21 protein-coding genes and 3 tRNA genes are annotated in these 23165 nt (G+C 56.0%); 8 read left to right on the plus strand and 16 right to left on the minus strand.

Annotated features, from left to right (window positions below; genetic code table 11):
- Positions 1-32: 32 nt before the first annotated feature.
- Positions 33-614 carry a glycosyltransferase family protein gene (locus tag ACMYSN_RS00865; protein WP_462496643.1) on the minus strand — a complete coding sequence of 194 codons (582 nt, stop codon included), beginning with the start codon at positions 612-614 and terminating at the stop codon, positions 33-35.
- 34 nt (positions 615-648) lie between these two features.
- Here ACMYSN_RS00865 and yqeC point away from each other — a divergent pair, with 34 nt between their 5' ends.
- Both yqeC and yqeB read left to right on the plus strand, forming a co-directional pair.
- Complete coding sequence (gene yqeC / locus ACMYSN_RS00870; protein WP_462496644.1) at positions 649-1416, plus strand: putative selenium-dependent hydroxylase accessory protein YqeC; 768 nt, start codon at positions 649-651, stop codon at positions 1414-1416.
- Positions 1417-1439: 23 nt separating this feature from the next.
- Positions 1440-3065, plus strand: a complete 1626-nt coding sequence (gene yqeB / locus ACMYSN_RS00875; RefSeq protein ID WP_462496645.1) for a bifunctional XdhC family protein/EF2563 family selenium-dependent molybdenum hydroxylase system protein — start codon at positions 1440-1442, stop codon at positions 3063-3065.
- Between the two features lie 70 nt (positions 3066-3135).
- Here the strand turns inward: yqeB and arcC are convergent, their stop codons facing one another.
- From arcC to ygeW, 5 genes are all read right to left on the minus strand, one after another.
- Positions 3136-4068: a carbamate kinase gene (gene arcC, locus ACMYSN_RS00880; RefSeq protein WP_462496646.1), complete on the minus strand. Its 933-nt coding sequence runs from the start codon at positions 4066-4068 to the stop codon at positions 3136-3138.
- The gene (hydA, locus tag ACMYSN_RS00885) at positions 4065-5486 is read right to left on the minus strand and encodes a dihydropyrimidinase (RefSeq protein WP_462496647.1); all 1422 of its coding nucleotides are present in this window, start codon (positions 5484-5486) and stop codon (positions 4065-4067) included. The genes arcC and hydA overlap by 4 nt, the downstream gene beginning before the upstream one ends.
- Before the next feature lie 50 nt (positions 5487-5536).
- Positions 5537-6748 carry a M20 family protein gene (locus ACMYSN_RS00890; protein ID WP_462496648.1) on the minus strand — a complete coding sequence of 404 codons (1212 nt, stop codon included), beginning with the start codon at positions 6746-6748 and terminating at the stop codon, positions 5537-5539.
- Between the two features lie 52 nt (positions 6749-6800).
- Positions 6801-8009, minus strand: a complete 1209-nt coding sequence (gene dpaL / locus ACMYSN_RS00895; protein WP_462496649.1) for a PALP domain-containing protein — start codon at positions 8007-8009, stop codon at positions 6801-6803.
- A gap of 61 nt (positions 8010-8070) precedes the next feature.
- Positions 8071-9258 (minus strand): knotted carbamoyltransferase YgeW, encoded by a 1188-nt coding sequence (gene ygeW, locus ACMYSN_RS00900; protein ID WP_462496650.1) that lies wholly within the window; start codon positions 9256-9258, stop codon positions 8071-8073.
- A gap of 445 nt (positions 9259-9703) precedes the next feature.
- Here ygeW and ACMYSN_RS00905 point away from each other — a divergent pair, with 445 nt between their 5' ends.
- Positions 9704-11482, plus strand: coding sequence for a sigma 54-interacting transcriptional regulator (locus ACMYSN_RS00905; protein ID WP_462496651.1), 1779 nt, complete (start codon positions 9704-9706; stop codon positions 11480-11482).
- Between the two features lie 182 nt (positions 11483-11664).
- Positions 11665-12300, plus strand: coding sequence for a carbonic anhydrase (locus tag ACMYSN_RS00910; RefSeq protein WP_462496652.1), 636 nt, complete (start codon positions 11665-11667; stop codon positions 12298-12300).
- 162 nt (positions 12301-12462) lie between these two features.
- Here the strand turns inward: ACMYSN_RS00910 and ACMYSN_RS00915 are convergent, their stop codons facing one another.
- From ACMYSN_RS00915 to mdtK, 7 genes are all read right to left on the minus strand, one after another.
- Complete coding sequence (locus tag ACMYSN_RS00915) at positions 12463-13029, minus strand: DJ-1/PfpI family protein (RefSeq protein WP_462496653.1); 567 nt, start codon at positions 13027-13029, stop codon at positions 12463-12465.
- Positions 13030-13188: 159 nt separating this feature from the next.
- Positions 13189-13265, minus strand: a tRNA-Val gene (locus tag ACMYSN_RS00920).
- Positions 13266-13269: 4 nt separating this feature from the next.
- Positions 13270-13346, minus strand: a tRNA-Val gene (locus ACMYSN_RS00925).
- A gap of 4 nt (positions 13347-13350) precedes the next feature.
- Positions 13351-13427 (minus strand) — tRNA-Val (locus tag ACMYSN_RS00930).
- Between the two features lie 229 nt (positions 13428-13656).
- Positions 13657-13740: a small membrane protein YdgU gene (gene ydgU / locus ACMYSN_RS00935; protein ID WP_462498174.1), complete on the minus strand. Its 84-nt coding sequence runs from the start codon at positions 13738-13740 to the stop codon at positions 13657-13659.
- Positions 13741-13811: 71 nt separating this feature from the next.
- On the minus strand, positions 13812-14120 hold the full coding sequence (gene asr, locus ACMYSN_RS00940) for an acid resistance repetitive basic protein Asr (RefSeq protein WP_462496654.1): 309 nt from the start codon (positions 14118-14120) through the stop codon (positions 13812-13814).
- Between the two features lie 193 nt (positions 14121-14313).
- Positions 14314-15687, minus strand: a complete 1374-nt coding sequence (mdtK, locus tag ACMYSN_RS00945) for an MATE family efflux transporter (protein WP_462496655.1) — start codon at positions 15685-15687, stop codon at positions 14314-14316.
- Between the two features lie 228 nt (positions 15688-15915).
- Here mdtK and ACMYSN_RS00950 point away from each other — a divergent pair, with 228 nt between their 5' ends.
- Positions 15916-16551 carry a riboflavin synthase gene (locus ACMYSN_RS00950; protein WP_462496656.1) on the plus strand — a complete coding sequence of 212 codons (636 nt, stop codon included), beginning with the start codon at positions 15916-15918 and terminating at the stop codon, positions 16549-16551.
- Positions 16552-16725: 174 nt separating this feature from the next.
- Here the strand turns inward: ACMYSN_RS00950 and cfa are convergent, their stop codons facing one another.
- Positions 16726-17874 (minus strand): cyclopropane fatty acyl phospholipid synthase, encoded by a 1149-nt coding sequence (gene cfa, locus ACMYSN_RS00955; protein WP_123754607.1) that lies wholly within the window; start codon positions 17872-17874, stop codon positions 16726-16728.
- Positions 17875-18169: 295 nt separating this feature from the next.
- The gene (gene punC / locus ACMYSN_RS00960; RefSeq protein ID WP_174509371.1) at positions 18170-19354 is read right to left on the minus strand and encodes a purine nucleoside transporter PunC; all 1185 of its coding nucleotides are present in this window, start codon (positions 19352-19354) and stop codon (positions 18170-18172) included.
- 111 nt (positions 19355-19465) lie between these two features.
- On the opposite strand from punC, the gene punR reads away from it, so the two are divergent.
- Positions 19466-20377, plus strand: coding sequence for a LysR family transcriptional regulator (gene punR / locus ACMYSN_RS00965; protein WP_462496657.1), 912 nt, complete (start codon positions 19466-19468; stop codon positions 20375-20377).
- An 18-nt stretch (positions 20378-20395) separates the two neighbouring features.
- Here the strand turns inward: punR and purR are convergent, their stop codons facing one another.
- Positions 20396-21421 (minus strand): HTH-type transcriptional repressor PurR, encoded by a 1026-nt coding sequence (purR, locus tag ACMYSN_RS00970; protein WP_123754604.1) that lies wholly within the window; start codon positions 21419-21421, stop codon positions 20396-20398.
- A gap of 295 nt (positions 21422-21716) precedes the next feature.
- On the opposite strand from purR, the gene cydH reads away from it, so the two are divergent.
- Positions 21717-21806: a cytochrome bd-I oxidase subunit CydH gene (cydH, locus tag ACMYSN_RS00975; protein WP_004862736.1), complete on the plus strand. Its 90-nt coding sequence runs from the start codon at positions 21717-21719 to the stop codon at positions 21804-21806.
- Positions 21807-21968: 162 nt separating this feature from the next.
- On the plus strand, positions 21969-23135 hold the full coding sequence (locus tag ACMYSN_RS00980; RefSeq protein ID WP_462496658.1) for an MFS transporter: 1167 nt from the start codon (positions 21969-21971) through the stop codon (positions 23133-23135).
- Positions 23136-23165: the final 30 nt, after the last annotated feature.

Raw genomic sequence — 23165 nt, forward strand, 5'->3', positions numbered from 1 at the left:
ATTTTGCCGCCGTGAACATGGGCGACTGTGGGTCATTGCAACGTCGCGGTATATTGATGCAGGCGAGTAAAGTCGGCAGGGGTATCAACATCAAAAATAATCTCGGGATAATCGAGGGTCAGCTGGCGATGCGGGCCGCTCAGCAAGGACTGGCGAACAGAAGTCGCGGTGGCGCAGAGCAGGCGCTGTAGCAATATCTCTCGCGCAATAAGAATAGGATGACCCGGCGTACCCTGATAGCAGGGCAGGATTGCGCCCTGATGGCGTAAAGGCCAGAGAGTGTGAAATACCCGTGGGGTGAGACAAGGGAGATCGCCATGGGTGATAAAACAGTATTCGCTGTTCACGGCAAGGGCCCCGGAGCGCACCGATGAGAACAATCCCTGAGCATAACCGGCATTATAAACCAGCGTTATTCGCGGGTCGTCAGCGTAGCGTGCCGCGAGCTGTTCGGCCTGAAAACCGGTGACCAGAATAATACGCGAACAGAACTGCAGGGCGTTTTTAATACTTGCATCAAGAATTGTTCCATTGCGCCAGGGTAACATCAATTTCCATTGCCCCATCCGGGTGGATAATCCTGCGGCAGTAATAATGCAGTCGATGTGCTTCATAGGCCTCTTTATATAATGGAGTTGCAGCTGAAGAATGGAGAATATACCGCACGTTGCCGATCTGTTTTGTGATTCAGACGCGTTTGCCCGTCCGTTGCTTATTGCTGCGGTGGGCGCCGGCGGTAAAACCAGCACGTTATTGTGGCTGGCTGAACTGTTTTGTCGGGCCGGGCGGCGGGTGTTGCTAACCACCACCACCCAGATGTATCTGCCGAAGCAGATGCCGGTGATGTTCTGTCGCGATCCGGGAAAACTGCCGGATGCGGTGTGGCAGCGTCCGCTGCTGGCCTGTTTCTCCCGCTGGCTGCCGCAGGCGGGAAAAGTGAAAGGCTTTACCTCGGCGCAACTGGATGCGCTGTTGACCCAGGCAAAGGTCGACGTGGTGCTGGTCGAGGCTGACGGCGCTCACGGTTTTGCACTCAAAGCGCCAGATCAGCACGAACCTTGCATCCCGTTATCCTGTCGCTGCGTTATTGCCGTGACGGGCGCCGGGCTGCTCGGGCAGTGCATCGGGCCAGACAGCGTTCATCGCTGGCCCCTTTTTTCCGGTATCACCGGGGCTGAAGCGGGCGTGAGGCTGGACTGGCCGATGTTGCATCGTCTGATTCAACATCCCAAGGGGGCTTTTAAAGGCGCGCCGCGACAGGCTCGCCGGATCTGGCTGCTAAATCAGCTTTCTCAAAATGAGAATTTGCCCGTCGACGACCTGCTTAAGCAGGGCGATGTGGATGCCATCTGGGCCGGTGCCGTGCAGGAACGACCGGCAATCAGGCGCAGACGAGTGAGACCCGTGCCGGGATGAAAGGGATAGCCATTGAGGTCGTTATGAATATTTTCTCTGAAGCTGCAAAATTCGAAGCACAAAACCGGCCGTTCGCCCTGGCCCAGATCGTCGACAGCCGGGGCTCGACGCCACGGCACTCGGCCCAGATGCTGGTCTGCGAGGACGGCACTATCGTGGGGACCATCGGCGGCGGCATGGTCGAGCGAAAGGTGATCGATGAGGCGCAGGCGGCGCTGCGGGAAAAAGCATCGCGCATGTTTCATGGCCGGATGGCGCGCAGCGGTAACGATGCCGTCGGCTCTGACTGCGGGGGCGCTATGTCGGTCTATATCAGCGTCCACGGCCTGCGCCCGCGGCTGGTGCTGATCGGCGCCGGACACGTCAACCGCGCCGTGGCGCAGAGCGCCGCGCTGTTGGGGTTTGATATCGTCGTCACCGATATCTACCGGGAGAGCCTTAACCCGGAATACTTCCCTCCTGCCACACAACTGATACATGCCGAATCATTCAGCGCCGCCGTCGAGAAGCTGGCGATCCGCCCGGACAATTTCGTGCTTATTGCCACCAACAATAAAGACCGTGAAGCGCTGGATCGCCTGATTATGCAGCCGCTGGCCTGGCTTGGTCTGCTGGCCAGCCGCCGCAAGGTGCAGGTTTTCTTACGCCAGCTGCGGGAAAACGGCGTGGCGGAAGCACAGATCGCGCGCCTGCATGCGCCGGTGGGCTATAACATTGGCGCCGAGACGCCCAATGAGATTGCTATCAGCGTCCTGGCCGAGATCCTGCAGGTCAAAAATCATGCCCCGGGAGGGCTGATGATGGCGGCTGCACACCCTTCACGACATTCGCTGGTGGTGATCCGCGGCGCTGGCGATATCGCCACCGGCGTCGCGCTGCGCCTGTGGCACGCCGGGTTTAAGGTGGTGATGCTGGAGGTGGAAAAACCGACGGTGATCCGCCGCAGCGTGGCCTTTGCCCAGGCGATATTTGAGGGCGAGATGACCGTTGAAGGGGTGGTGGCGCGGCGAGTCTCATCGGTATCAGAGGCGCTGAGCATCGTTGAAAGTGGCGCGATCCCGCTGCTGGTTGACCCTCTCTGTGATTCCCTGGCCGAGCTCAAACCCGCCAGCGTGGTCGATGCGATTCTGGCAAAAGAGAACACCGGCACCCACAGCGGGATGGCTCCGGTAGTCATTGCCCTTGGCCCCGGATTCTGCGTCGGCAAAGCCTGTCATGCGGTGATAGAAACCAACCGTGGGCACTGGCTGGGGCAGGTGATTTATCAGGGCAGCGCCCAGGAAAATACCGGGATCCCGGGCAATATTCAGGGCCACACTTCCCGGCGTGTGATCCGCGCGCCGGCGGCGGGGGTAATGAATGGCAGGGTACAACTGGGGGATATCGTCAAGGAGGGCGAGATCATCGCAACCGTCGGGAATCACGATATTCTGGCCCCGCTGGGCGGTATGGTGCGCGGTTTACTGAACGACGGGCTGGTGGTCAACAGCGGTTTTAAAATCGGTGATATAGACCCACGCGGCGCCGAAGCTGACTATACCAGCGTATCGGACAAAGCCAGGGCAATCGGCGGCGGGGTGCTGGAAGCGCTGATGACGCTGATGTACCGGGGAGTGAAAGCAAAAGAGGTGGTACTGACGGTAGCCTGATATTCGTGAGTACGTGGAGTAGCAACACGCCCGGTGATGTGCCGGGCGTGTTGTTATCTGGCGGACAGAGTTAACTCATGATCACCGTGCCGGTTTTTCCTTCGATGCCCTCCTGGGCTTTGCTCAGCACCGTAATTAAGGCTTTGCGCCCCGGGCGGGAGCGGGCAAAAGAGACGGCGGCCTCGACCTTCGGCAGCATCGAGCCTTTGGCGAACTGGCCCTCCTGAATAAAGCGTTCGGCATCGCTGAGCGAGAGGGTATCCAGCCACTGTTGCTCCGGTTTGCCAAAATTGATCGCCACTTTCTCCACTGCGGTAAGGATAATTAACATGTCGGCGTCAATCATCGCCGCCAGTCGGGCGCTGGCCCAGTCTTTATCAATGACCGCGCTGGCACCGCGCAGATGCTGGCCTTCGCGAATCACCGGGATGCCGCCGCCGCCGACGGTAATCACCACGTGGCCGGCCTCCATCAGCGTTTTCACCGTCTCTTTCTCGATGATATCCACCGGCTGGGGCGATGCCACAACCCGCCGGTAGCCGCGTCCGGCATCCTCTTTCAGGGTATACCCCTGTTCGCTCAGGCGGTCTGCCTCCTCTTTGCTGAAGAAGGAACCGATGGGTTTGGTCGGATGCTGAAAGGCAGGATCGTCTGCGCTGACTTCGACCTGGGTAATCAGGGTAGCGACCGGTACCGACAGGCCGCGGCAGAGCAGCGCTTCGCGCAGGGCGTTTTGTAAATCGTAGCCAATGTAGCCCTGGCTCAGGGCTACGCAGACCGACATCGGCAGCATCGGGGTGTGGGCTTCGGTTTTCGCCGCGGCTTCGAAGGCGAGATTGATCATCCCGACCTGGGGGCCGTTGCCGTGGGTGACGACCACCTGATGCCCCTGGGCAATCAGCTCAACGATGGCCTGCGCGGTTTTCCTGACGGCCTGCATTTGCCCGGCCAGATCGTCGCCTAAGGCATTGCCTCCGAGGGCGAGAACAATTTTCTTACTCATGGATTCCTCACTTTACGATGCGTGCCCGCTGATGGGGCGTGCGCGGTGGAGAAGGGACTGCGGCGCAAAAAACGGCCCTGGCCTGCGGTGCCGGTAAAGTGACCGTTATCAAAGATCACTCTGCCACGAGACAGGGTCTGGCGGATCGCGCCCTGGCAGATGAATCCCTCCCAGGGCGAGTAGTCGGCGTTGTCGTGGAGCATCTCGTGGTGAATGGTGGTGGTCCGCCGCGGGTCGATGATCACCACATCGCCATCGGCGCCGGGCGCAAGCTGGCCTTTTTGCGGCCACAGGCCAAACAGCCTGGCGGGGGTCGTGCTGGTCAGCGCCACGAAGCGCTCCGGTGTGATACGCCCGGTCATCACCCCGTGTGAAAACATCAGCAGCAGGCGGTTTTCTACTCCCGGCAGACCGTTCGGACAGCGGCTGAAATCGCCGCCAGAAAGCTGCTGACGCTGGGCCATCGAGAAGGCGCAGTGGTCGGTAGCGACCACGTCAATGGCGCCATCGCTGATGCCGCACCACAGGGCATCATTGTGGCTGGCGTTGCGCAGCGGCGGGCTCAGAAGATACTGCAGGGCGTCTTCCCGCTCGTAGCAACGGTCGTCGAGCAACAGGTATTGCGGGCAGGTTTCGACCCAAACCGGCTGGCGGCGGGCCTGGGCCAGGCGCAAATAATCCAGCCCCAGGCCGTTGGAGAGATGGACGATGTACAGCGGAGCATTGCCTGCCAGCTGTGCCAGATTGATCATCCGGGCAATGGCTTCGGCTTCGCACTCCAGCGGTCGGCTTAACGCGTGATAGCGCGGCGCGGTTTTCCCGGCGGCGAGAAACTCGGCGCGTTTCTGGGCGATGGCGGCATCATTTTCCGGGTGCACGGTCGTTAAGGCACCGGCACGATGCAGATGGCGCAGCGCCTGCAGGACTTCATCATCATTGAGTTTGTACTGGTAGGTCAGGTAGATCTTGAAGCTGCTGATCCCTGCCTCGACCATCATCGGAATTTCATCGAGGATGGCGTGGTTAATATGCTGGATAACGCCATGAAAGCTGTAGTCGATCACCGCTTTATAGGCGGCGTAACCGTGATAGGCCTCCAACTGGTGATGTAACCGACAACCGGCCGGGCCGAAGCCCATATGGTCGATGATGGTTGTTGTACCGCCACACGCGGCGGCGCGGGTGCCGGTAAAAAAATCATCACAGCTGCGGGCGAGTCCGGTATCAATATTAAAGTGAGTGTGAACATCGATTCCGCCGGGCATCACGTAGCACCCTTCGGCATCGATGGTGTCGCAGGGCTGCTCAGGGGTTATCTGGTGGGCGATGCGGCTGACCCGACCGTTTTCGATAAGCAAGTCCTGCTGTGTCTGACCGTCGGCGTTAACGATGGTGCCGTTTTTAATCAGTACGCGCATAAAGCCTCCAGACCCCCGTCGCCAGGCGACGGGAGGAGATGCAGACAAGATTATTCAGTTGCCAGCCAGCTCAACGGGATGGCGGCATACATCGCAGCGCAGGTCACGAGGTGCGATTTCCAGGTTTTTTCATTCGGCGCGTGGGCTTCCGGCTCTTTGCCCGGCCCGAAACCGATTACCGGAATGCCGTGACGGCCCATGATAGAGACCCCGTTGGTGGAGAAGGTCCATTTGTCGACCACCGGGGCTTTGCCAAACAGCCCCTCGTAGGCGTTGCTCAGGGCGCGGACGGTGAAGTGGTTCTCCTCCACTTTCCAGGTCGGGAAGTAGCATTCGGTCGGATAGACCAGGCCGGTCCATGACGGGCGCTCGTAGTGGTACATCGACACCTCGGCTCCGGCCTGTTGCACCGCAGGCAGGGCGCGGATCTCATCCAGCGCCCTTTCCCAGGTTTCACCCCAGGTGAGGCGGCGGTCAATGGAGACCGCGCAGCTGTCGGCGACGGCGCAGCGGCTGGGGGAGGTGAAGAAGATTTCAGACACCGTCAGGGTGCCTTTGCCGAGAAACTCATCATCACCGAGACGCTGAGACAACCCCTGCAGTTCGTTGAGAATCGGCCCCATTTTGAAAATGGCGTTATCGCCGCGCTCCGGCGCGGAACCATGGCAGCTGATGCCCTGGACATCGACGCGAATCTCCATGCGCCCGCGCTGGCCGCGATAGATTTGGCAGTCCGTCGGTTCGGTGCTGACGACAAACTCCGGGCGAATACCGCTCTGCTCGATGATGTACTGCCAGCACAGACCGTCGCAGTCCTCTTCCTGAACGGTGCCGGTAATCAGCAGGGTATAGTCGTCTTCCAGACCAAGGTCTTTGATGATTTTGCCGGCATAGACCATCGAGGCCATTCCGCCTTCCTGGTCAGAGGTCCCGCGACCGCCGATCAGCTCATCGGTTTCCATGCCCTCATAGGGATCGAAGTTCCAGTTGTTGATGTTGCCGATGCCGACGGTATCGATGTGCGCATCCATCGCCACCAGTCGCGGGCCGTGGCCGATGTAGCCGAGCACGTTGCCCATCGGGTCGATGGTGACTTTGTCGAAGCCGACCTTTTCCATCTCTTCTTTAATGCGGTGGACAACGCGCTTCTCGTCGCAGCTTTCGCTGGGGATCGCCACCATATCGCGCAGAAAACGCGTCATGTCCTGCTGGTAGTGGTTCGCTTTTTCAACAATCAGTTTAAAGGGAATTTGCTTAGCCATGAATCAGGTCTCCAGTTCGTGTTTCCCGCATCGCGGGATGAAGTCATAGGGTTCAGAGAGGGGCGGGTGCCGCCGGATATTTACCTTCCCAGACGATTTCGCGGTAGTGCGTCACGTCGGTGTCGCCTTCGGTGCTGATGGTTAACACCACCGAGTCGCGGTCGAGGCCCAGTTTGCTCATCAGCGCGTCGCGCTGCGGATGAAAATGAATGGCGGAGAGAATGCCCAGACCGACGGCGCCGGACTCGCCAGATATCACCCGTGGGTCATCGCCGGTGGGGTTGCCGAGGACGCGCATCCCAAGGGCGGCGACCGCGTCCTGACAGGAGATAAACTGGGTGGCGCAGTTTCGTAGCACCTCCCAGCCCAGCGGGTTGGGCTCACCGCAGGCGAGGCCGGCCATAATCGTCGCCATGCTGCCGCCAACGTTGACGATGTGGCCTTTGACCCCAGATCGATACAGGCAGTCCGCCCGTTCTGGCTCGACGATCACCGAATGAAGCTGGCGGGCGCCAAATGTATCCACCAGATATCCCAGTACTCCCCCCGCCATCGCGCCGACCCCGGCCTGCAGGAATACGTGAGTCGGGCGGGCTATTCCCATCGCCGACATTTGCTCGACGGCCTCATCGGCGAGGGTGGCGTAACCCTGCATGATCCAGGTCGGGATTTTGCTGTAGCCTTCCCAGGCAGTGTCCTGCACCACTTCCCAGCCGTTTTTCTGCGCGGTCTGCATGGTGAAGCGGACGGTATCGTCATAGTTCATTTCGGTAACGATGCACTCGGCGCCAAGGCGCAGGATGGCGTCAACCCGCTCCTGAGCAGATCCTTTCGGCATATAAATCACCGCATTCTGCCCCAGTTGCCGCGCCGCCCACGCGACCCCTCGACCGTGGTTACCGTCGGTGGTGGTGGCGAAGGTCATCTTGTCTTTCATGCCGGAGCGGAAGGTCTCAAAAGAGAAATCGGCAATATCGAGATGGTATTTTTCACAGAGCAGCTGCGCGATGGCGTAGGCGCCGCCCAGCATTTTGAAGGCGTTAAGGCCAAAGCGCTGTGATTCGTCTTTGACCAAAATTGTTTTTACGCCGAACAGGGTCGCCAGTGATTTCAGAGAATACAGCGGCGTCGGTTGGTAACCGGCGATTTTTTGATGAAAGTGACGTGCCTGTTGCGCCTGCTGGCGCGAAAACAACGGCGATGTTTCAGCGGTGAAAAAGCGGTTATCGGCAATATCCATTTTCAGAGAGAAAGCAGACATACACTATCCTTATCCTGCATTACGGAGGCGGTTATACTGGCCCGCAGGCCAGCCTGGTCGGTTACTTGACGCGTTTTTGTGCTTCGGTGAGCAGTTGCTGGAGTAGCTGGCCGGGTCTGGCGTATTTGCGGCACAGAATCATGGCGGCGATGATGTAGGGCTTCCAACTGGCTTCTTTGTAGGTGGCGATACGGTATTTTTCGAAAACGGCCTCGGTCACTTCCCCTTCTTCACAGGAGACGCCGGTGATATCGGCAGGCAGGCAGTGCATATACAATGCGTCACCACCGCGGGTGAGCGTCATCATCTCTTCGGTACAGTGCCAGTCTTTGTGGTTGGCGTTCTGTGCCAGACAGGCTTGTTCCAGGGCTTTCAGTCCATCGTGGTCGCTGGCGCGCAGCAGTTCGGTGCGTTTCTCCATGACCTTATAAGGAGCCCACGACTTGGGATAGACGATGTCGGCGTCACGGAACGCTTCCGCCATATCGGTGACCTGACGGAAGCTGCCGCCGGAGGCTTCGGCGTTGTTTATGGCGACTTCGATAACATCGGGGATGAGGTCATAACCTTCCGGATGCGCCAGGGTGACGTCCATCCCAAAGCGGGTCATCAGGCCGATAATCCCCTGCGGGACCGAAAGCGGTTTGCCGTAGCTGGGGGAGTAGGCCCAGGTCATGGCGATTTTCTTGCCCTTCAGGTTTTCCAGCGAGCCAAAATGCTCGCGCAGCCAGGCAAGGTCAGCCATCGCCTGGGTCGGGTGGTCGATATCGCACTGCAGGTTGATCAGCGCCGGACGCTGCGGTAGCACACCTTGCTGGAAGCCGTCATCCAGCGCATCGCCGACCTCACGCATATAGGCGTTGCCGGCGCCGAGATACATGTCGTCGCGGATGCCGATGACATCGGCACAGAAGGAGATCATGTTGGCGGTTTCGCGCACGGTTTCACCGTGGGCAATCTGCGATTTACCTTCGTCGAGGTCCTGCTGCGCGAGGCCTAGAAGGTTGAGCGCCGAGGCATAAGAAAAGCGCGTGCGGGTCGAATTATCGCGAAACACGGAAATACCCAGACCGCTGGTAAAAGCCTGAGTGGCAATATTTTCGGCCCGTAGGGTTTTTAATGCATCGGCGACATCCAGTACCTGTCGCAGTTCGTCCGGAGACTGTTCCCACGTCAGCAGGAAGTCTTTGTCATGAAGGTTAGAGTTGAGCTTATTGATATCCTTAATCAGTTCGTTAACAGTTTTCATTTTGCGATCCTGGTAGTGAATGACGAGCGTAATGATTGCTGAGCGGTAGACAGCCAGCGCTGTATATTCACTAACAATAACTGTGCCAGTTCCTGCTAAAGAAAGCGGAGGGTCATGCGGTGGGCGTATATATGCGATTAAGATCACAAAACAGGTCATATACCAGTCCTGGGTTAAATAAGATTCATTTCTATTTTGCTTGCTGTCCGGGGTTTGTATTTGGTGCAGATGGTTTACGGGGGGCGAAATGGCGACGACTAACGTCAAATTGATAAAAAATAGCTGCGGATTCTCATATTGATATAAAAGTGTGATATCAATTACATATTTTCAGTCAAAGACGGTAAAGGATGATTTATCTGCATCAAATAGTTTCAACCCAGGAGTAGTATCGGTAGAGAAAGAATAAAATAAATTAATCGGTTAGTGAGCGTAAGGGTTTATTATGATTTCCTCTAACACCTTATCCGTTTTGATGAACATTCAGCCTGTTATTCAACGATTTGCCCGTATGCTCTCCAGCGTTCTCCAGCTTGAAGTGGAGATTGTGGATAATGCCTTGTGCCGCGTTGCCGGGACCGGTGCCTACGGAAAATCTCTTGGGCGCACCCTCAACGAAGATTCGCGACTATTACGTTACATTATTGAAACAAAAAAAGAGAAGGTGGTCACCCATTCGCGTTTTGACCCGCTGTGTAAAGGCTGTACGAATAAAGAGCAGTGTAAAGAAAAGGCCTTTCTGGGAACGCCGGTAATTTATCAGGGGCAGTGCGTCGGCGTTATTAGCCTGATTGCCCTCACGCGGGAACAGCAGGAGCGTATAAAAGATAATATCCATGAGTTCTCTGATTATGTTCGCCATGTCTCATCTATATTTGTCTCACGACTGCTGGAAGATCAGGGCAACAGCGATAATATTCACAAAATATTTCTAACGATGATCGATAATATGGACCAGGGTGTACTGGTGGTGAGTCTGGATCAGCGGATTAAATTCGCCAACCAGGCGGCATTAAAGATCCTTGGCGTCACGCAGGGTAATATGATTGGCAAAACCATTCATTTCCGGCCATTAACCTTTGAACATAATTTCGTGCGCGGCCATATGCAGCACGTCATCTCTTTCGATGATAAAAAAGAAATTATTATCGGCCAGCTGCATGCTATTCAGGACCAATGGCTGTTCTTAATGGCCTTCCATCAATCTCACGCCTCGGCCGATTTTAGTGCGGCGCCGGATGAGCCGCAGATCGAGCAGTTGATCGGTGAATGCCGCCCGATGCGACAGTTGAAAAAGCTGATTAGCCGCGTCGCCCGCGGCCCTTCCAGCGTGATGATTGCCGGCGAAAGCGGGACGGGCAAAGAGGTGGTTGCCCGTGCCATTCATCAACTGAGCGACCGGCAGGCAAAACCGTTTATCGCTATTAACTGTGCCGCTATTCCTGAACAGCTGCTGGAAAGCGAGCTGTTTGGCTACGTCAAAGGTGCCTTTACCGGGGCCTCCGCCAACGGTAAAACCGGGCTGATTCAGGCCGCGAATCACGGCACGCTATTTCTGGATGAGATTGGCGATATGCCGCTGACGCTGCAGGCCAAGCTGCTGCGAGCCATCGAATCGCGCGAGATCCAGCCGGTTGGCGCCAGCCATCCGGTGCCGGTCGATATCCGCATTATTTCCGCGACTAACCAGAACCTCGAGCAGTTTATCAGCGAAGGGAAATTCCGGGAGGATCTTTACTATCGGCTCAATGTTATTCCCCTGCGGCTGCCGCCACTGCGCGAGCGTCAGGAGGATATCGAACTGCTGGTGCACCATTTCCTGCAGCTGCACACCCGGCGCCTGGAGTTAGTCTATCCCGGTATTTCGCCGGAGGTGAGCGCCTTGTTTAAAAGCTACCGCTGGCCGGGGAACATCCGCGAGCTAAGCAACCTGATGGAGTACCTGGTGAACGTGGTGCCGTCCGGGGAGGTCATCGACACGTCGCTGCTTCCGCCGAATGTGAGTAACAGCGCGAAAGTCGCAGGACGGACCGCCAGTCCGGTTGAGGCGCTGGCCGAGAGCAAAGAAGAGGAGGGCGTGACGGCGCTGGAAGCGATGGAAAAACAGATGATTCGTGACGCCCTGACGCGCTACAGCAATAAGAAGCAGGCGGCAGATGAGCTGGGGATTGGTGTGGCGACGCTGTATCGCAAAATTAAAAAGTATGAATTGCTGGGCGTATGATTTTGTCTGATGGAGGGTTCGGGGAAGTGATGCCCCGGGCGCCAGCGTGTATTATCCAGAGATCGGCATTGTTACAAAAAGATTCCATTTGAATAACGATTCCTATTCTCCCCGTCGGTGATACACTGAAGAACTGTGATCTTTGTCATACCATAATTCATACCGAGAAAAGAGACACTGCTATGCAACATATCATTGAGGGCTTCCTCAACTTCCAGAAAGAGGTCTTTCCGCAACGTAAAGAGCTCTTCCGTAGCCTGGCCTCCAGCCAGAATCCCAAAGCGCTGTTCATCTCCTGTTCCGACAGCCGCCTTGTCCCGGAACTGGTTACTCAGCAGGAGCCAGGGCAGCTCTTTGTTATTCGCAACGCAGGTAACATCGTTCCCTCTTTCGGGCCGGAGCCGGGTGGTGTGTCAGCCACTATTGAGTATGCGGTTGTTGCGCTGGGCGTGACCGATATCGTGATTTGTGGCCACTCTAACTGTGGCGCGATGACCGCGGTAGCGACCTGTCAGTGCCTTGAGCCGATGCCGGCGGTGTCTCACTGGTTGCGCTACGCCGATGCCGCGAAAGCGGTGGTGGAAAAGGGCACCTGGAACAGCGAAATCGATAAAGTGAATGCGATGGTGCGGGAAAACGTGATCGCCCAGCTGAACAATATCAAAACTCACCCGTCAGTTGCGGTTGGCCTGCGTGATAAAGGGCTGCGTCTGCACGGATGGGTCTACGATATCGAAAGCGGCGATATTAGCGCGCTGGATAAGAACACCAAGAACTTCGTGTCGTTGTCAGATAATCCGGAAGTCTACTTCGAATAACGTGTCTTCTCAGGGCAGGGAAGCCCTGTAAGTGTATCAGCATCCTTCAGTCAGACCTCTCTCAGTACTTCACACCATACCAACCTGACTATTGCCGGAGATGGCAATACAAAGCAGGCCGACCGTAGGCGGACGGCCCGGGATTATCGCTTCGTACCGCTATTAGCGCTGCAGTACTTCGGCAAATTTTGCCAGCCATTGCGGATGCGCGGGCCAGGCGGGGGCGGTAACCAGATTGTCGTCAACGTAGGCCTGATCTATGGCAATATCGGCATAGTGCCCACCGCTGAGCCGGACTTCCGGCGCACAGGCCGGGTAGGCGCTACAGGTGCGATCTTTCAGGATGCCGGCGGCGGCCAGCAGCTGTGGACCATGACAAACGGCGGCGATGGGTTTACGCGCCCGGTCAAAGGCCTGCACCAGCTTGATGACCTCGTCATTGAGGCGCAGATATTCCGGCGCTCTGCCGCCAGGGATCAGCAGGGCATCATAATCCTGCTCGTTGACGGTGCTGAAATCGGCATTGAGGGTAAAACGGTGGCCCGGTTTTTCGCTGTAGGTCTGGGCGCCGTCGAAGTCATGAATGGCGGTGATAATGTAATCGCCTTTGACTTTGTCGGGGCAAACCGCATCGACCTGATGGCCAATCATCTGTAATGCCTGAAACGGCACCATGGTTTCGTAATCTTCGGCATAATCGCCAACCAACATCAGAATCTTTTTGCTCATTATTATCGCTCCTGTAGGGATCAAGATGCCTAAGGTATAGCCCAGCGATTGGGGGAATGCGAACCGGTAAACGAGAAGAAGTTATCAGGGAGAGAAAAGAGGAGAATACGAAAACACACGATTCACTTGCTGGCAAACGAAAGTCTGGGCAACAAAGAATGGTGCGTCCGAGTGGACTCGAACCACCGACCCCCACCATGTCAAGGTGGTGCTCTAACCAACTGAGCTACGGACGCATTATGGTGCGTTTAATTGGACTCGAACCAACGACCCCCACCATGTCAAGGTGGTGCTCTAACCAACTGAGCTATAAACGCATTATGGTGCGTTCAATTGGACTCGAACCAACGACCCCCACCATGTCAAGGTGGTGCTCTAACCAACTGAGCTATGAACGCAATGTTGTGGTGACAACGGGGACGCATATTAGCGATCGGGAGGGGTTGTGGCAAGAGGCAAACGTCACTTTTCTTTCAGAACGCACGCGATTGCGGAAGTTTTACCCATATTGCTTATATTTTACTGATGATAAAGGAGAATACGTAGCCTGTTGGCTGTTTTTTGCTTACATCGTCAGGGCGACAGGGCACCGCCGGTAGCGGCAGAGCAGGAGAAAAAAGAGGGTAGCTATTTGAACATTAAGCGAAGGGCGAAAAGTGCGCACAGAATTAGCAGGATCAGAATGAGCTCAAAACGATAACGCCGCAGCATAGTGACCTCCTGGAAATAAAACCGGCGCTGAAATAGCGCCGGTTTACCATGAAACAGACTGACCTGAAGAATTATGCAGCTGGCTGTGCAGCGGGTTTAGCGGCCTGATGCTTGGTGGTTTTGTGGTGTTTCTTAGCGGCCTGGGCTTTCTGCGCTACCGCAGGTTTAGCTTCGGCTTTTTTGTGTTTTTTGGCAGCCTGAGCTTTCTGCTCGGTAGCTGGTTTAGCCGCCGCTTTGTGGTGTTTTTTGTGGTGGGTGGTTTTGGCAGTGGTGCTGTGAGCAGCAGCCGGAACCTGAGTGGTGCTTACTGCATCAGCAGCGAAAGCAGCAGAAGACAGACCCATAGCAGCGGCAACGACCAGAGCTAATACTTTTTTCATTCTGATATCCTCGAATTTGTTTCTTCAGTGAACCCCACTGCGGGGCTGTTGAAATCACTATAGGCTTCTGGTCAGGTGGCTTCAGTGAGTGTTTGGTATCGGCGCGTAACCGAATGTACAACGGGGTATCGGTGGGAGCTGTCCGCGTCGCGGACAACAAAAAAGGCACCCCGGAACGAGGTGCCTTAAGCCGTTAGCGCGCTGCGCGCTGCAATATGATGTTGGCCGGCTGGCGCTGCAGGAAGCGCATACGCAGCATCATCAGAATTGCCGCGGAGGTTAATCCGATGATAAATCCGCACCAGAAGCCCGCCGGTCCCATCCGCGGAACAACGATATCGGTTAAGGCCAGCAGATATCCGCTTGGTAAGCCGAGTACCCAGTAGGCGGTGAAGGTAATAAAGAAGATCGACCGCGTGTCTTTGTAGCCACGCAGGATCCCGCTGCCGATAACCTGCACGGAGTCCGAGAGCTGATAGATAGCCGCCAGCAGCATCAGATGAGACGCCAGGGTAACGACCTCCGGATTGTCGTTATACAGCAGGGCAATCTGCTCGCGCATGGCGACGGTGAAAATCGCGGTGATCACGGCCATGCAGACCCCAACGCCGACCCCGGTTCTGGCGGAGACCTGAGCGTCCGGCGTTGAGCCTTGCCCAAGGCGGAAACCAACCCGGATAGTGACCGCCGCCGACAGTGACAACGGGAGCACAAACATCAGCGAGCTAAAGTTGAGGGCAATCTGGTGGCCGGCGACATCGACAATACCCAGCGGAGAGACCAGCAATGCGACTACCGCAAACAGCGTCACCTCGAAGAACAGCGCCAGTGCGATAGGCAGACCTAATTGCACCAGGCGCGTCAGGACGCTGAAGTCCGGTTTGCTGAACCCGGTTTGATTGCGAATGTCGCGCATTGAACGGGCGCGGCGCACCCAGGTAATCATGCAAATGAACATCACCCAGTACACAGCAGCCGTCGCCACGCCGCAGCCAACGCCGCCCAGCTCCGGCATGCCAAAATGGCCGTAGATAAAAATATAGTTAACGGGAATATTGACAAGCAGGCCGATAAATCCCATGACCATCCCCGGTTTGGTTTTCGCGAGGCCTTCGCACTGGTTACGCGCAACCTGGAAAAAGAGGTAGCCGGGAGCGCCCCACAGCAGAGCGCGAAGGTAGCCAACGGCTTTGTCGGCGAGGGCCGGATCGATATTGTGCATCGAGCTAATAATGTACCCGGCGTTCCACAGCACCACCATGACCAGCAGCGAGACGAACCCCGCCAGCCAGAACCCTTGACGCACCTGGTGCGCAATTCGGTCGCGACGCCCGGAGCCATTCATCTGCGCGACCACCGGCGTCAACGCCAGCAGCAGTCCGTGGCCGAAAAGAATGGCGGGAAGCCAGATGGATGTCCCGATTGCTACCGCTGCCATATCGGTGGCGCTATAGCCACCCGCCATCACGGTATCGACAAAGCCCATTGCTGTCTGAGCAACCTGCGCAATGATCACAGGAATAGCCAGTGCTAATAACTGACGCGCTTCAATAAAATACTTCTGCACGTGAACACCTTTATATTGTTGTTATTTTGAAACTGAAAAGCGGCCTTAAATGGCAGCAAGAAGAAAGAGCAGAGGGGTTTTCCAGTCTATTGTAGCGAGGATACGCTATTAAGCCAGTGAAAAAATGGTAGGGCACGAAGGGCGCTGGCAACCTGTTTTAGCACCTGTTATTGTTCCAGGCAGATATAACGGTAATGATACCGTCACCAAAGTCTACAGGAGCAAAGCATGTTTACTGGCATTGTGCAGGGGACCGCGAAAGTGGTGTCCATCGATGAAAAACCTAATTTTCGCACTCATGTCGTGGAATTACCTGAGCATATGCTCGAAGGCCTCGAGACCGGCGCATCAGTGGCGCATAACGGCTGCTGCCTGACGGTGACCGAAATCGACGGTCCGCTTGTCAGTTTTGATCTGATGAAAGAGACGCTGCGCATTACTAACCTCGGTGCGGTCAAAGAGGGTGATAATGTCAACGTTGAGCGCGCCGCGCGTTTTAGTGATGAAATTGGCGGCCATCTGATGTCGGGGCATATTATGACGACCGCCGACATCGTTAAGATTTTAACCTCCGAGAATAACCGTCAGATCTGGTTTAAGGTTCAGGACCCGGCGCTGATGAAATATATTCTTTATAAAGGTTATGTCGGAGTAGACGGCATTAGCCTGACGGTAGGAGAGGTCACGCCGACCCGTTTTTGCGTGCATCTGATTCCGGAAACGCTCACGCGCACCACCCTTGGGGTGAAAAAACTGGGCGATCGGGTGAATATCGAAATCGACCCGCAAACGCAGGCGGTGGTGGATACCGTAGAACGCGTACTGGCGGCGAAAGATGCGGCGCAGAACGCCGCTGAAGAGTAATATCCCCTTCATCCTTCAAGTTGCCTGGGTGTTGGCTGCACCCGTTCGCCCCAGTCACTTACCTGAGTAAGCTCCTGGGGATTTACGGCTTTGCCGCCTACAAGCAACTTGAATTATTTTGGGTATCAGACCATACGTAGTAAAAGCATATCCCCCGTCGTAACGGGGGATGATTTAACGAGCCACCCGCAGGCCGTTTTCGACCCCGCGTGAAAAGACCACCTGCCATAGCTGAATATCGCGCGCGCGAAAAGCCCCGGCGCAAGCGTTCAGATAATAACTGAACATACGTTTAAATCGTTCTGAGTAGTTATCCGCAATATCCGGCCAGGTGGCCAGGAAACGCTCACACCACGCCATCAGCGTCGTATCGTAGTCGGCCCCCATATTATGCCAGTCTTCCATCACGAAATGCGATTCGCTGGCCTGGGCAATCTGCCGAACCGACGGCAGACAGCCGTTCGGGAAGATATATTTATTGATCCATGGGTCAACGCTGTGGTCGGTTTTTTTCGAACCGATAGTATGTAATAAGAAGCGGCCATCGGCATTCAGATTACGGTCAACCACATTAAAATAGGTGGCGTAATTTTTCGGGCCGACGTGTTCAAACATACCGACGGAGACAATCCGGTCAAAGCTGTCCTCCAGGTCGCGATAATCCTGGAGCAAAATCGTGACGTCCAGTCCCTCGCAACGCTGCTGGGCCATTTTTTGTTGTTCGGCCGAAATGGTCACGCCAACTACGCTGACCTGATAATGCTTCGCCATGTAATAGGCCAGCCCACCCCAGCCGCAACCGATGTCCAGCACCCGCATACCCGGCTCCAGCTGCAGCTTGCGGCAGATAAGATCGAGTTTTGCCTGCTGAGCCTCTTCCAGCGATTGGGCGTCTTTCCAGTAGGCGCAGGAATATTGCATGAACGGATCGAGCATCCGGCTGAAAAGGTCATTACCAAGATCGTAATGTTCTTTCCCGACAATCCAGGAGCGCTTTTTACTTTGCAGATTAAACAGGCGAGCGCCGGCAATACGTAGCGTATCTTTAAGATGGTGCGGGAGCTGATTTTCCAGCCCAGCGCGCAGCACACGGTGGAAGAATATATCCAGCCGCTCACAATCCCACCAGCCGTCCATATAACTCTCACCGAGTCCGAGTGAACCTTCTTGCAAAACGCGTTTAAAGAAAAGCGGGTTTTTTATCTGCAAATCGGAGGGAGCGGAGCCATTAATTTCAATGCCCGCGCGGCCGAGTAACTCGGCTACAATTCGGTACCAGTCGTCGTTTGGTACGCTTACTTCTTCTATACACGATGAACTCATAGCTTCTCCATCACGCCCAAGTGATCAGAACCTTAAAACAGCGTAGACGCTTTTTTGGCTTTGTGAGAAATCTCACGGAATATCCGTGAAGCTGCTATCCGACGTAGAACAGAGGAAGGGCGATAACCCTTGCCGAAAGGCCATCCATGGTGAAACGGGACGCATCCTGCCCCCGTTAAATACAATAAAAGGTCTATTTATGTGATGCCGGATCCAGTATAGGCTGCTGAAATCCGGCTTTCAATAAAAACCTCTTAGCATGCTAATTACTGGGCCTTAGCATGCTTATAACAGATCAGGCGTGCGATGACCCGACCGTCAGGCAGGCGCTCTGGCGCTGCATAACGTAGCCAATCCCGGCCAGCACAATAGAAACCAGCATCACGCTGGTGGTGGTCAGCAGCGGCGTGGCGATCAGCGCGGATACCAGCAGGCTGGTCAGGAAGCACAGCCCGAGCTGCAGGGTGTTCTGCAACGCCGCGGCGCGCCCGGTAGCCTGTGGGAATGGCTTCAGCGCCTGGGCGACAACAATCGGGTAAATCCCACCGTTCACAATCGCCATCACGCAGAACGGGATCATCACGCCGACGATTGAGGCATTTTCAAGACGCCCGACCATCCAGGTAGCGGCAACGCTGACGGCAAAAACCACCAGCAGCCACGGCAGCAGCTGTTGACCCTGCCATTTCTGCAGCGCCGCACGGCAGCCATAACCGCCAATCAGGAAGGCGATGGTTTGCGGCACGTAGCTCAGCCCGATAGCCGTCGGACCATAACCCATATCATGCAGAATAAACGGCGAGCCGGTCAGCCAGGCGAAGAAGCTGGCAGAGCAGGCGGCGTAGATCAGCACGTTACCGCTGTATTCACGAGAACGCAGCAGCGTCAGGAAGGTCAGTTTCTTCTGCGCATCGCCGGCTGGTTTGTGCACTGGCTTCAGGCGCAGGGCCGGGACCATCAGCAGCAGGGCGATGGCGAAAAGGGTAGCAAAAATCGCCTGCCATTCCAGATGGTTGAGCAGCCAGCTGCCGAGCAGCGGCGCCAGCGCCGGGGATAAACCGACCAGCGGCATGATGGTGGCAAAAATACGGTTTGTTTTCTGCGCCGGATAATAGTCCGTGACCATCGCCTGCCAGGTGACCGCGGCTGCACAGACGCCGATGGCCTGAATAAAGCGCAGGACCAGCATCAGCGTCGCGTCGCGGACCCACAGCATTCCCAGACAGCTGACGGCGAAGATCGCCAGGCCGCTCAGCAGAATCGGTTTACGCCCGTAACGGTCAGAGAGCGGGCCCCAGAACAGCTGTCCGATGGCGAAACCGGCAAGGAACAGGCTCAGGCTGGCGCTGACCGAAGCCGCGGAGGTGTTGAGGTCGTGTTGGATCGCCGCGAAGGCCGGTAGATACATGTCGGTGGCCAGGAAACCCAGCACGCTAAGTCCCGCCAGCCAAACTAAAAATCCTTTCCCAGGTTGTTGCATAACATTCTCTTCTGCTGATGCCGGAATAATGCCGCAGAGTGTAGGGAGTGCATTCTGGCTTGTGAAACGCTAATATTTGCTACATGCATTCAAAAATTTTGTAGGCAGAATATGTGGTCTGAATACTCACTGGAAGTTGTTGATGCTGTCGCCCGCAACGGCAGCTTTAGCGCGGCGGCACAGGAGCTCCATCGCGTCCCTTCCGCTGTCAGCTACACCGTTCGTCAGCTGGAAGAGTGGCTGGCAGTTCCGCTGTTTGAACGTCGTCATCGGGATGTTGAATTAACCCCGGCCGGGGTCTGGTTTTTACAGGAAGGACGCTCTGTTATCAAAAAAATGCAGATCACCCGCCAGCAGTGCCAGCAGATAGCCAATGGCTGGCGCGGTCAGTTGTCAATTGCCGTCGATGACATCGTCAAACCGGCACGAATGCGCCAGATGATTGTCGATTTTTATCGTCACTTTTCGGACGTTGAGCTGATTGTCTTTCAGGAAGTGTTCAACGGCGTCTGGGATGCGCTGGCGGATGGCCGCGTGGAGCTGGCGATTGGAGCGACGCGTTCGATTCCGGTCGGGGGGCGCTACGCCTTTCGCGATATGGGCATGCTGAACTGGCACTGCGTAGTGGCCAGCCATCATCCACTGGCGCAGATGACCAGTCCGCTGAGTGATGACGAGTTGCGCAACTGGCCCTCATTGGTCAGAGAGGATACTTCCCGGTCTTTACCAAAACGAACGACCTGGCTGCTGGATAACCAAAAGCGTGTGGTGGTGCCCGACTGGGAATCCTCTGCCACCTGTCTGTCTGCCGGGCTTTGCGTGGGGATGGTACCGACGCACTTTGCCCGTCCGTGGATCGACCGGGGAGAATGGGTCGCCCTTGAACTGGAAAACCCGTTTCCGGATGCGGCGTGCTGCCTGACCTGGCAACAGAGCGACGCATCGCCTGCGCTGCTGTGGATGCTGGATTATCTTGGCGATAGTGAAACGTTAAACCGGGAATGGTTGCGGGCGCCGGATTAGCCGGCGCCGGGAAGGGGACTAACGGCGGTAATCGACAAACGGGCCGTCAACGACGGAACGACGCTCCACCAGGCGCGGGTGAACCTCGATAGACTGGGACTCTTCACGCTTGTTGACGATACGATCCATCAGCATATTAAACGCGGCTTCGCCGAGGGAGTCTTTCGGTTGATGAATCGTGGTCAGCGCCGGGCTGAAATAGCGGGCGTTGCGCACGTTGTCATAGCCGATCAGCGAAATGTCCTGCGGTACGCGCAGCCCCATTTCATCCGCCGCGCAAATAGCACCCATCGCCATGATGTCGCCGCCGCAGAAGACTGCCGTCGGGCGGTGGTGTTGGTTCAGGATATGCTGCATCGCGCGATAGCCGGACTCCGGTTCGAAGTCACCCTGTTCAATCCAGTTATCCGGTACGGAAATCTGCGCTTCTTCCATGGCTTTCATAAAGCCTGCCAGACGTCCGGCACCGGTGTTACGTTCCAGCGGGCCGGGGATCACGCCAATTTCGCGATGGCCGCGTTCCACCAGATAACGACCGGCCATATAGCCGCCTTCAAAGGCGTTATCGATGACAGAATCGGTAAAGTCGGCCTTGGCCTCGCCCCAGTCCATCACCACCATTGGAATATGGCGGTACTCTTCCAGCATGCTCAGCACCGATTCCGGATATTCGGAGCACATGACCAGCAGGCCGTCGACGCGCTTTTGCGCCATCATTGACAGGTAAGCCTGCTGCTTTTCGAGATCGTTCCATGCATTACCCAGAATCAGGGTATAGCCTTTTTGGAAGCAGCTTTTTTCAACGGCTTCGATAATTTCAGCAAAATAGGCCGCTTCGCTGCTGGTTGCCAGCAGACCAATAGATTTGGTGTGATTAACCTTCAGGCTGCGCGCGACAGCACTCGGTGAGTAGTGCAGTTCTTTAATGGCGGCCCAGACCGCATTGCGCGTCTCTTCCGCAACGAAACGGGTTTTGTTAATAACATGTGATACTGTTGTAGTGGAAACGTTTGCGCGCTTCGCTACATCTTTAATAGTTGCCATTACTTCTCACTCCAGACCTTGACCTGAACGTCTGATAATCGGTACGTAAACGTTTGCCTAAACACACCCTGAATACAATGTTCAACATTGCATCACGTCGGGAAAACGACACAGAACGACAGGAAGGGGTCAATGGCCGATACGCTTTCAAATTAGCGTGGGATTTTGTCCGATCTTGCGGCAAAGGGGAAGAGCAAAAATGTGTATCACCCTAAATCCTGGAAGATTTTTATGCGATATTGTGCAAAAATGAGCAAGCTCACTTTTCGTGTGGGAAAAACAGGGGGAAAAATTGATGGATACAGATTTAAAATTTTCGCTGACAACAACGATTATTGTTCTAGGTCTAATCGTTGCCGCCGGGCTGACCGCAGTTCTGCACTAATTTTCCCGGGGGAGAGGTCACTTTCCCCCCGTTCCCGCCATTATTATCATTTTCGCAAAAATCTTTTGCCATTTCGTTTACTTTTGTTTTTCTGTGATTGATGTCATGCTTTTGACTTCTGATGAGATACCGTCGCCGATGACGGTCTGCTGGAGTCATGCAATGAAAATCAACTTTCCCCTGCTCGCGCTGGCGATAGGCGCATTTGGTATTGGTACGACGGAGTTTTCCCCGATGGGATTACTGCCAGTCATTGCCAAAGGCGTCGACGTGTCTATTCCGGCTGCGGGAATGCTGATCAGCGCCTATGCGATAGGTGTGATGGTTGGTGCGCCGCTGATGACGCTGCTGCTTTCTCATCGTGCGCGAAGAAACGCGCTGATTTTCCTGATGGCGATCTTCACCCTCGGCAACGTTCTCTCTTCCATGGCTCCTGATTACACCACGCTGCTGATTTCACGCATTATCACCAGCCTTAACCATGGTGCTTTCTTTGGCCTCGGTTCGGTAGTGGCCGCCAGCGTCGTCCCGAAAGACAAACAGGCCAGCGCGGTTGCCACCATGTTTATGGGGCTGACGATCGCCAATATCGGCGGCGTGCCGGCGGCGACCTGGCTTGGCGAGACTATCGGCTGGCGGATGTCGTTCCTTGCTACCGCAGGGCTGGGAGTGGTGGCGATGATCAGCCTGTGGTTCTCTCTGCCTAAAGGCAGCGCCGGTGAGCGTCCGAATGTTAAACAGGAGCTGTCGGTGCTGGTGCGTCCGCAGGTGCTTTCCGCCCTGTTGACCACGGTGCTTGGGGCGGGGGCCATGTTCACCCTCTATACCTACATTTCTCCGGTGCTGCATACCATTACCCATGCTTCGCCGCTGTTTGTCACCGCGATGCTGGTGTTGATTGGCGTGGGCTTCTCGCTGGGCAACTACCTGGGCGGTAAATTCGCCGACCGCTCCGTCTCCGGGACGCTGAAGGGCTTTCTGCTGCTGTTGATGGTGATTATGCTGGCGATTCCGTTACTGGCGCAGACGCAGCTGGGGGCCGCTGTCAGTATGGTGGTTTGGGGTGCCGCGACCTTTGCGGTGGTGCCGCCGTTGCAGATGCGGGTGATGCGCGTCGCGCATGAAGCGCCGGGTCTCTCTTCGTCGGTCAACATCGGGGCGTTTAATCTGGGGAATGCGCTGGGGGCGGCCGCCGGTGGGGCGGTGATCTCGGGTGGTCTGGGTTACGCGTTTGTTCCGGTAATGGGGGCGATCATTGCCGGTCTGGCTCTGCTGCTGGTGGTGGTGGGCAGCCGTTCGCAGCCGGAAGAGGCGCTTGTCGGGCAGTGATGCTATTTGCAGAAGGGTTACCCCTTCTGC

The organism is Klebsiella sp. R445, assembly GCF_051131755.1.
GTDB classification, from domain to species: domain Bacteria; phylum Pseudomonadota; class Gammaproteobacteria; order Enterobacterales; family Enterobacteriaceae; genus Klebsiella; species Klebsiella lignicola.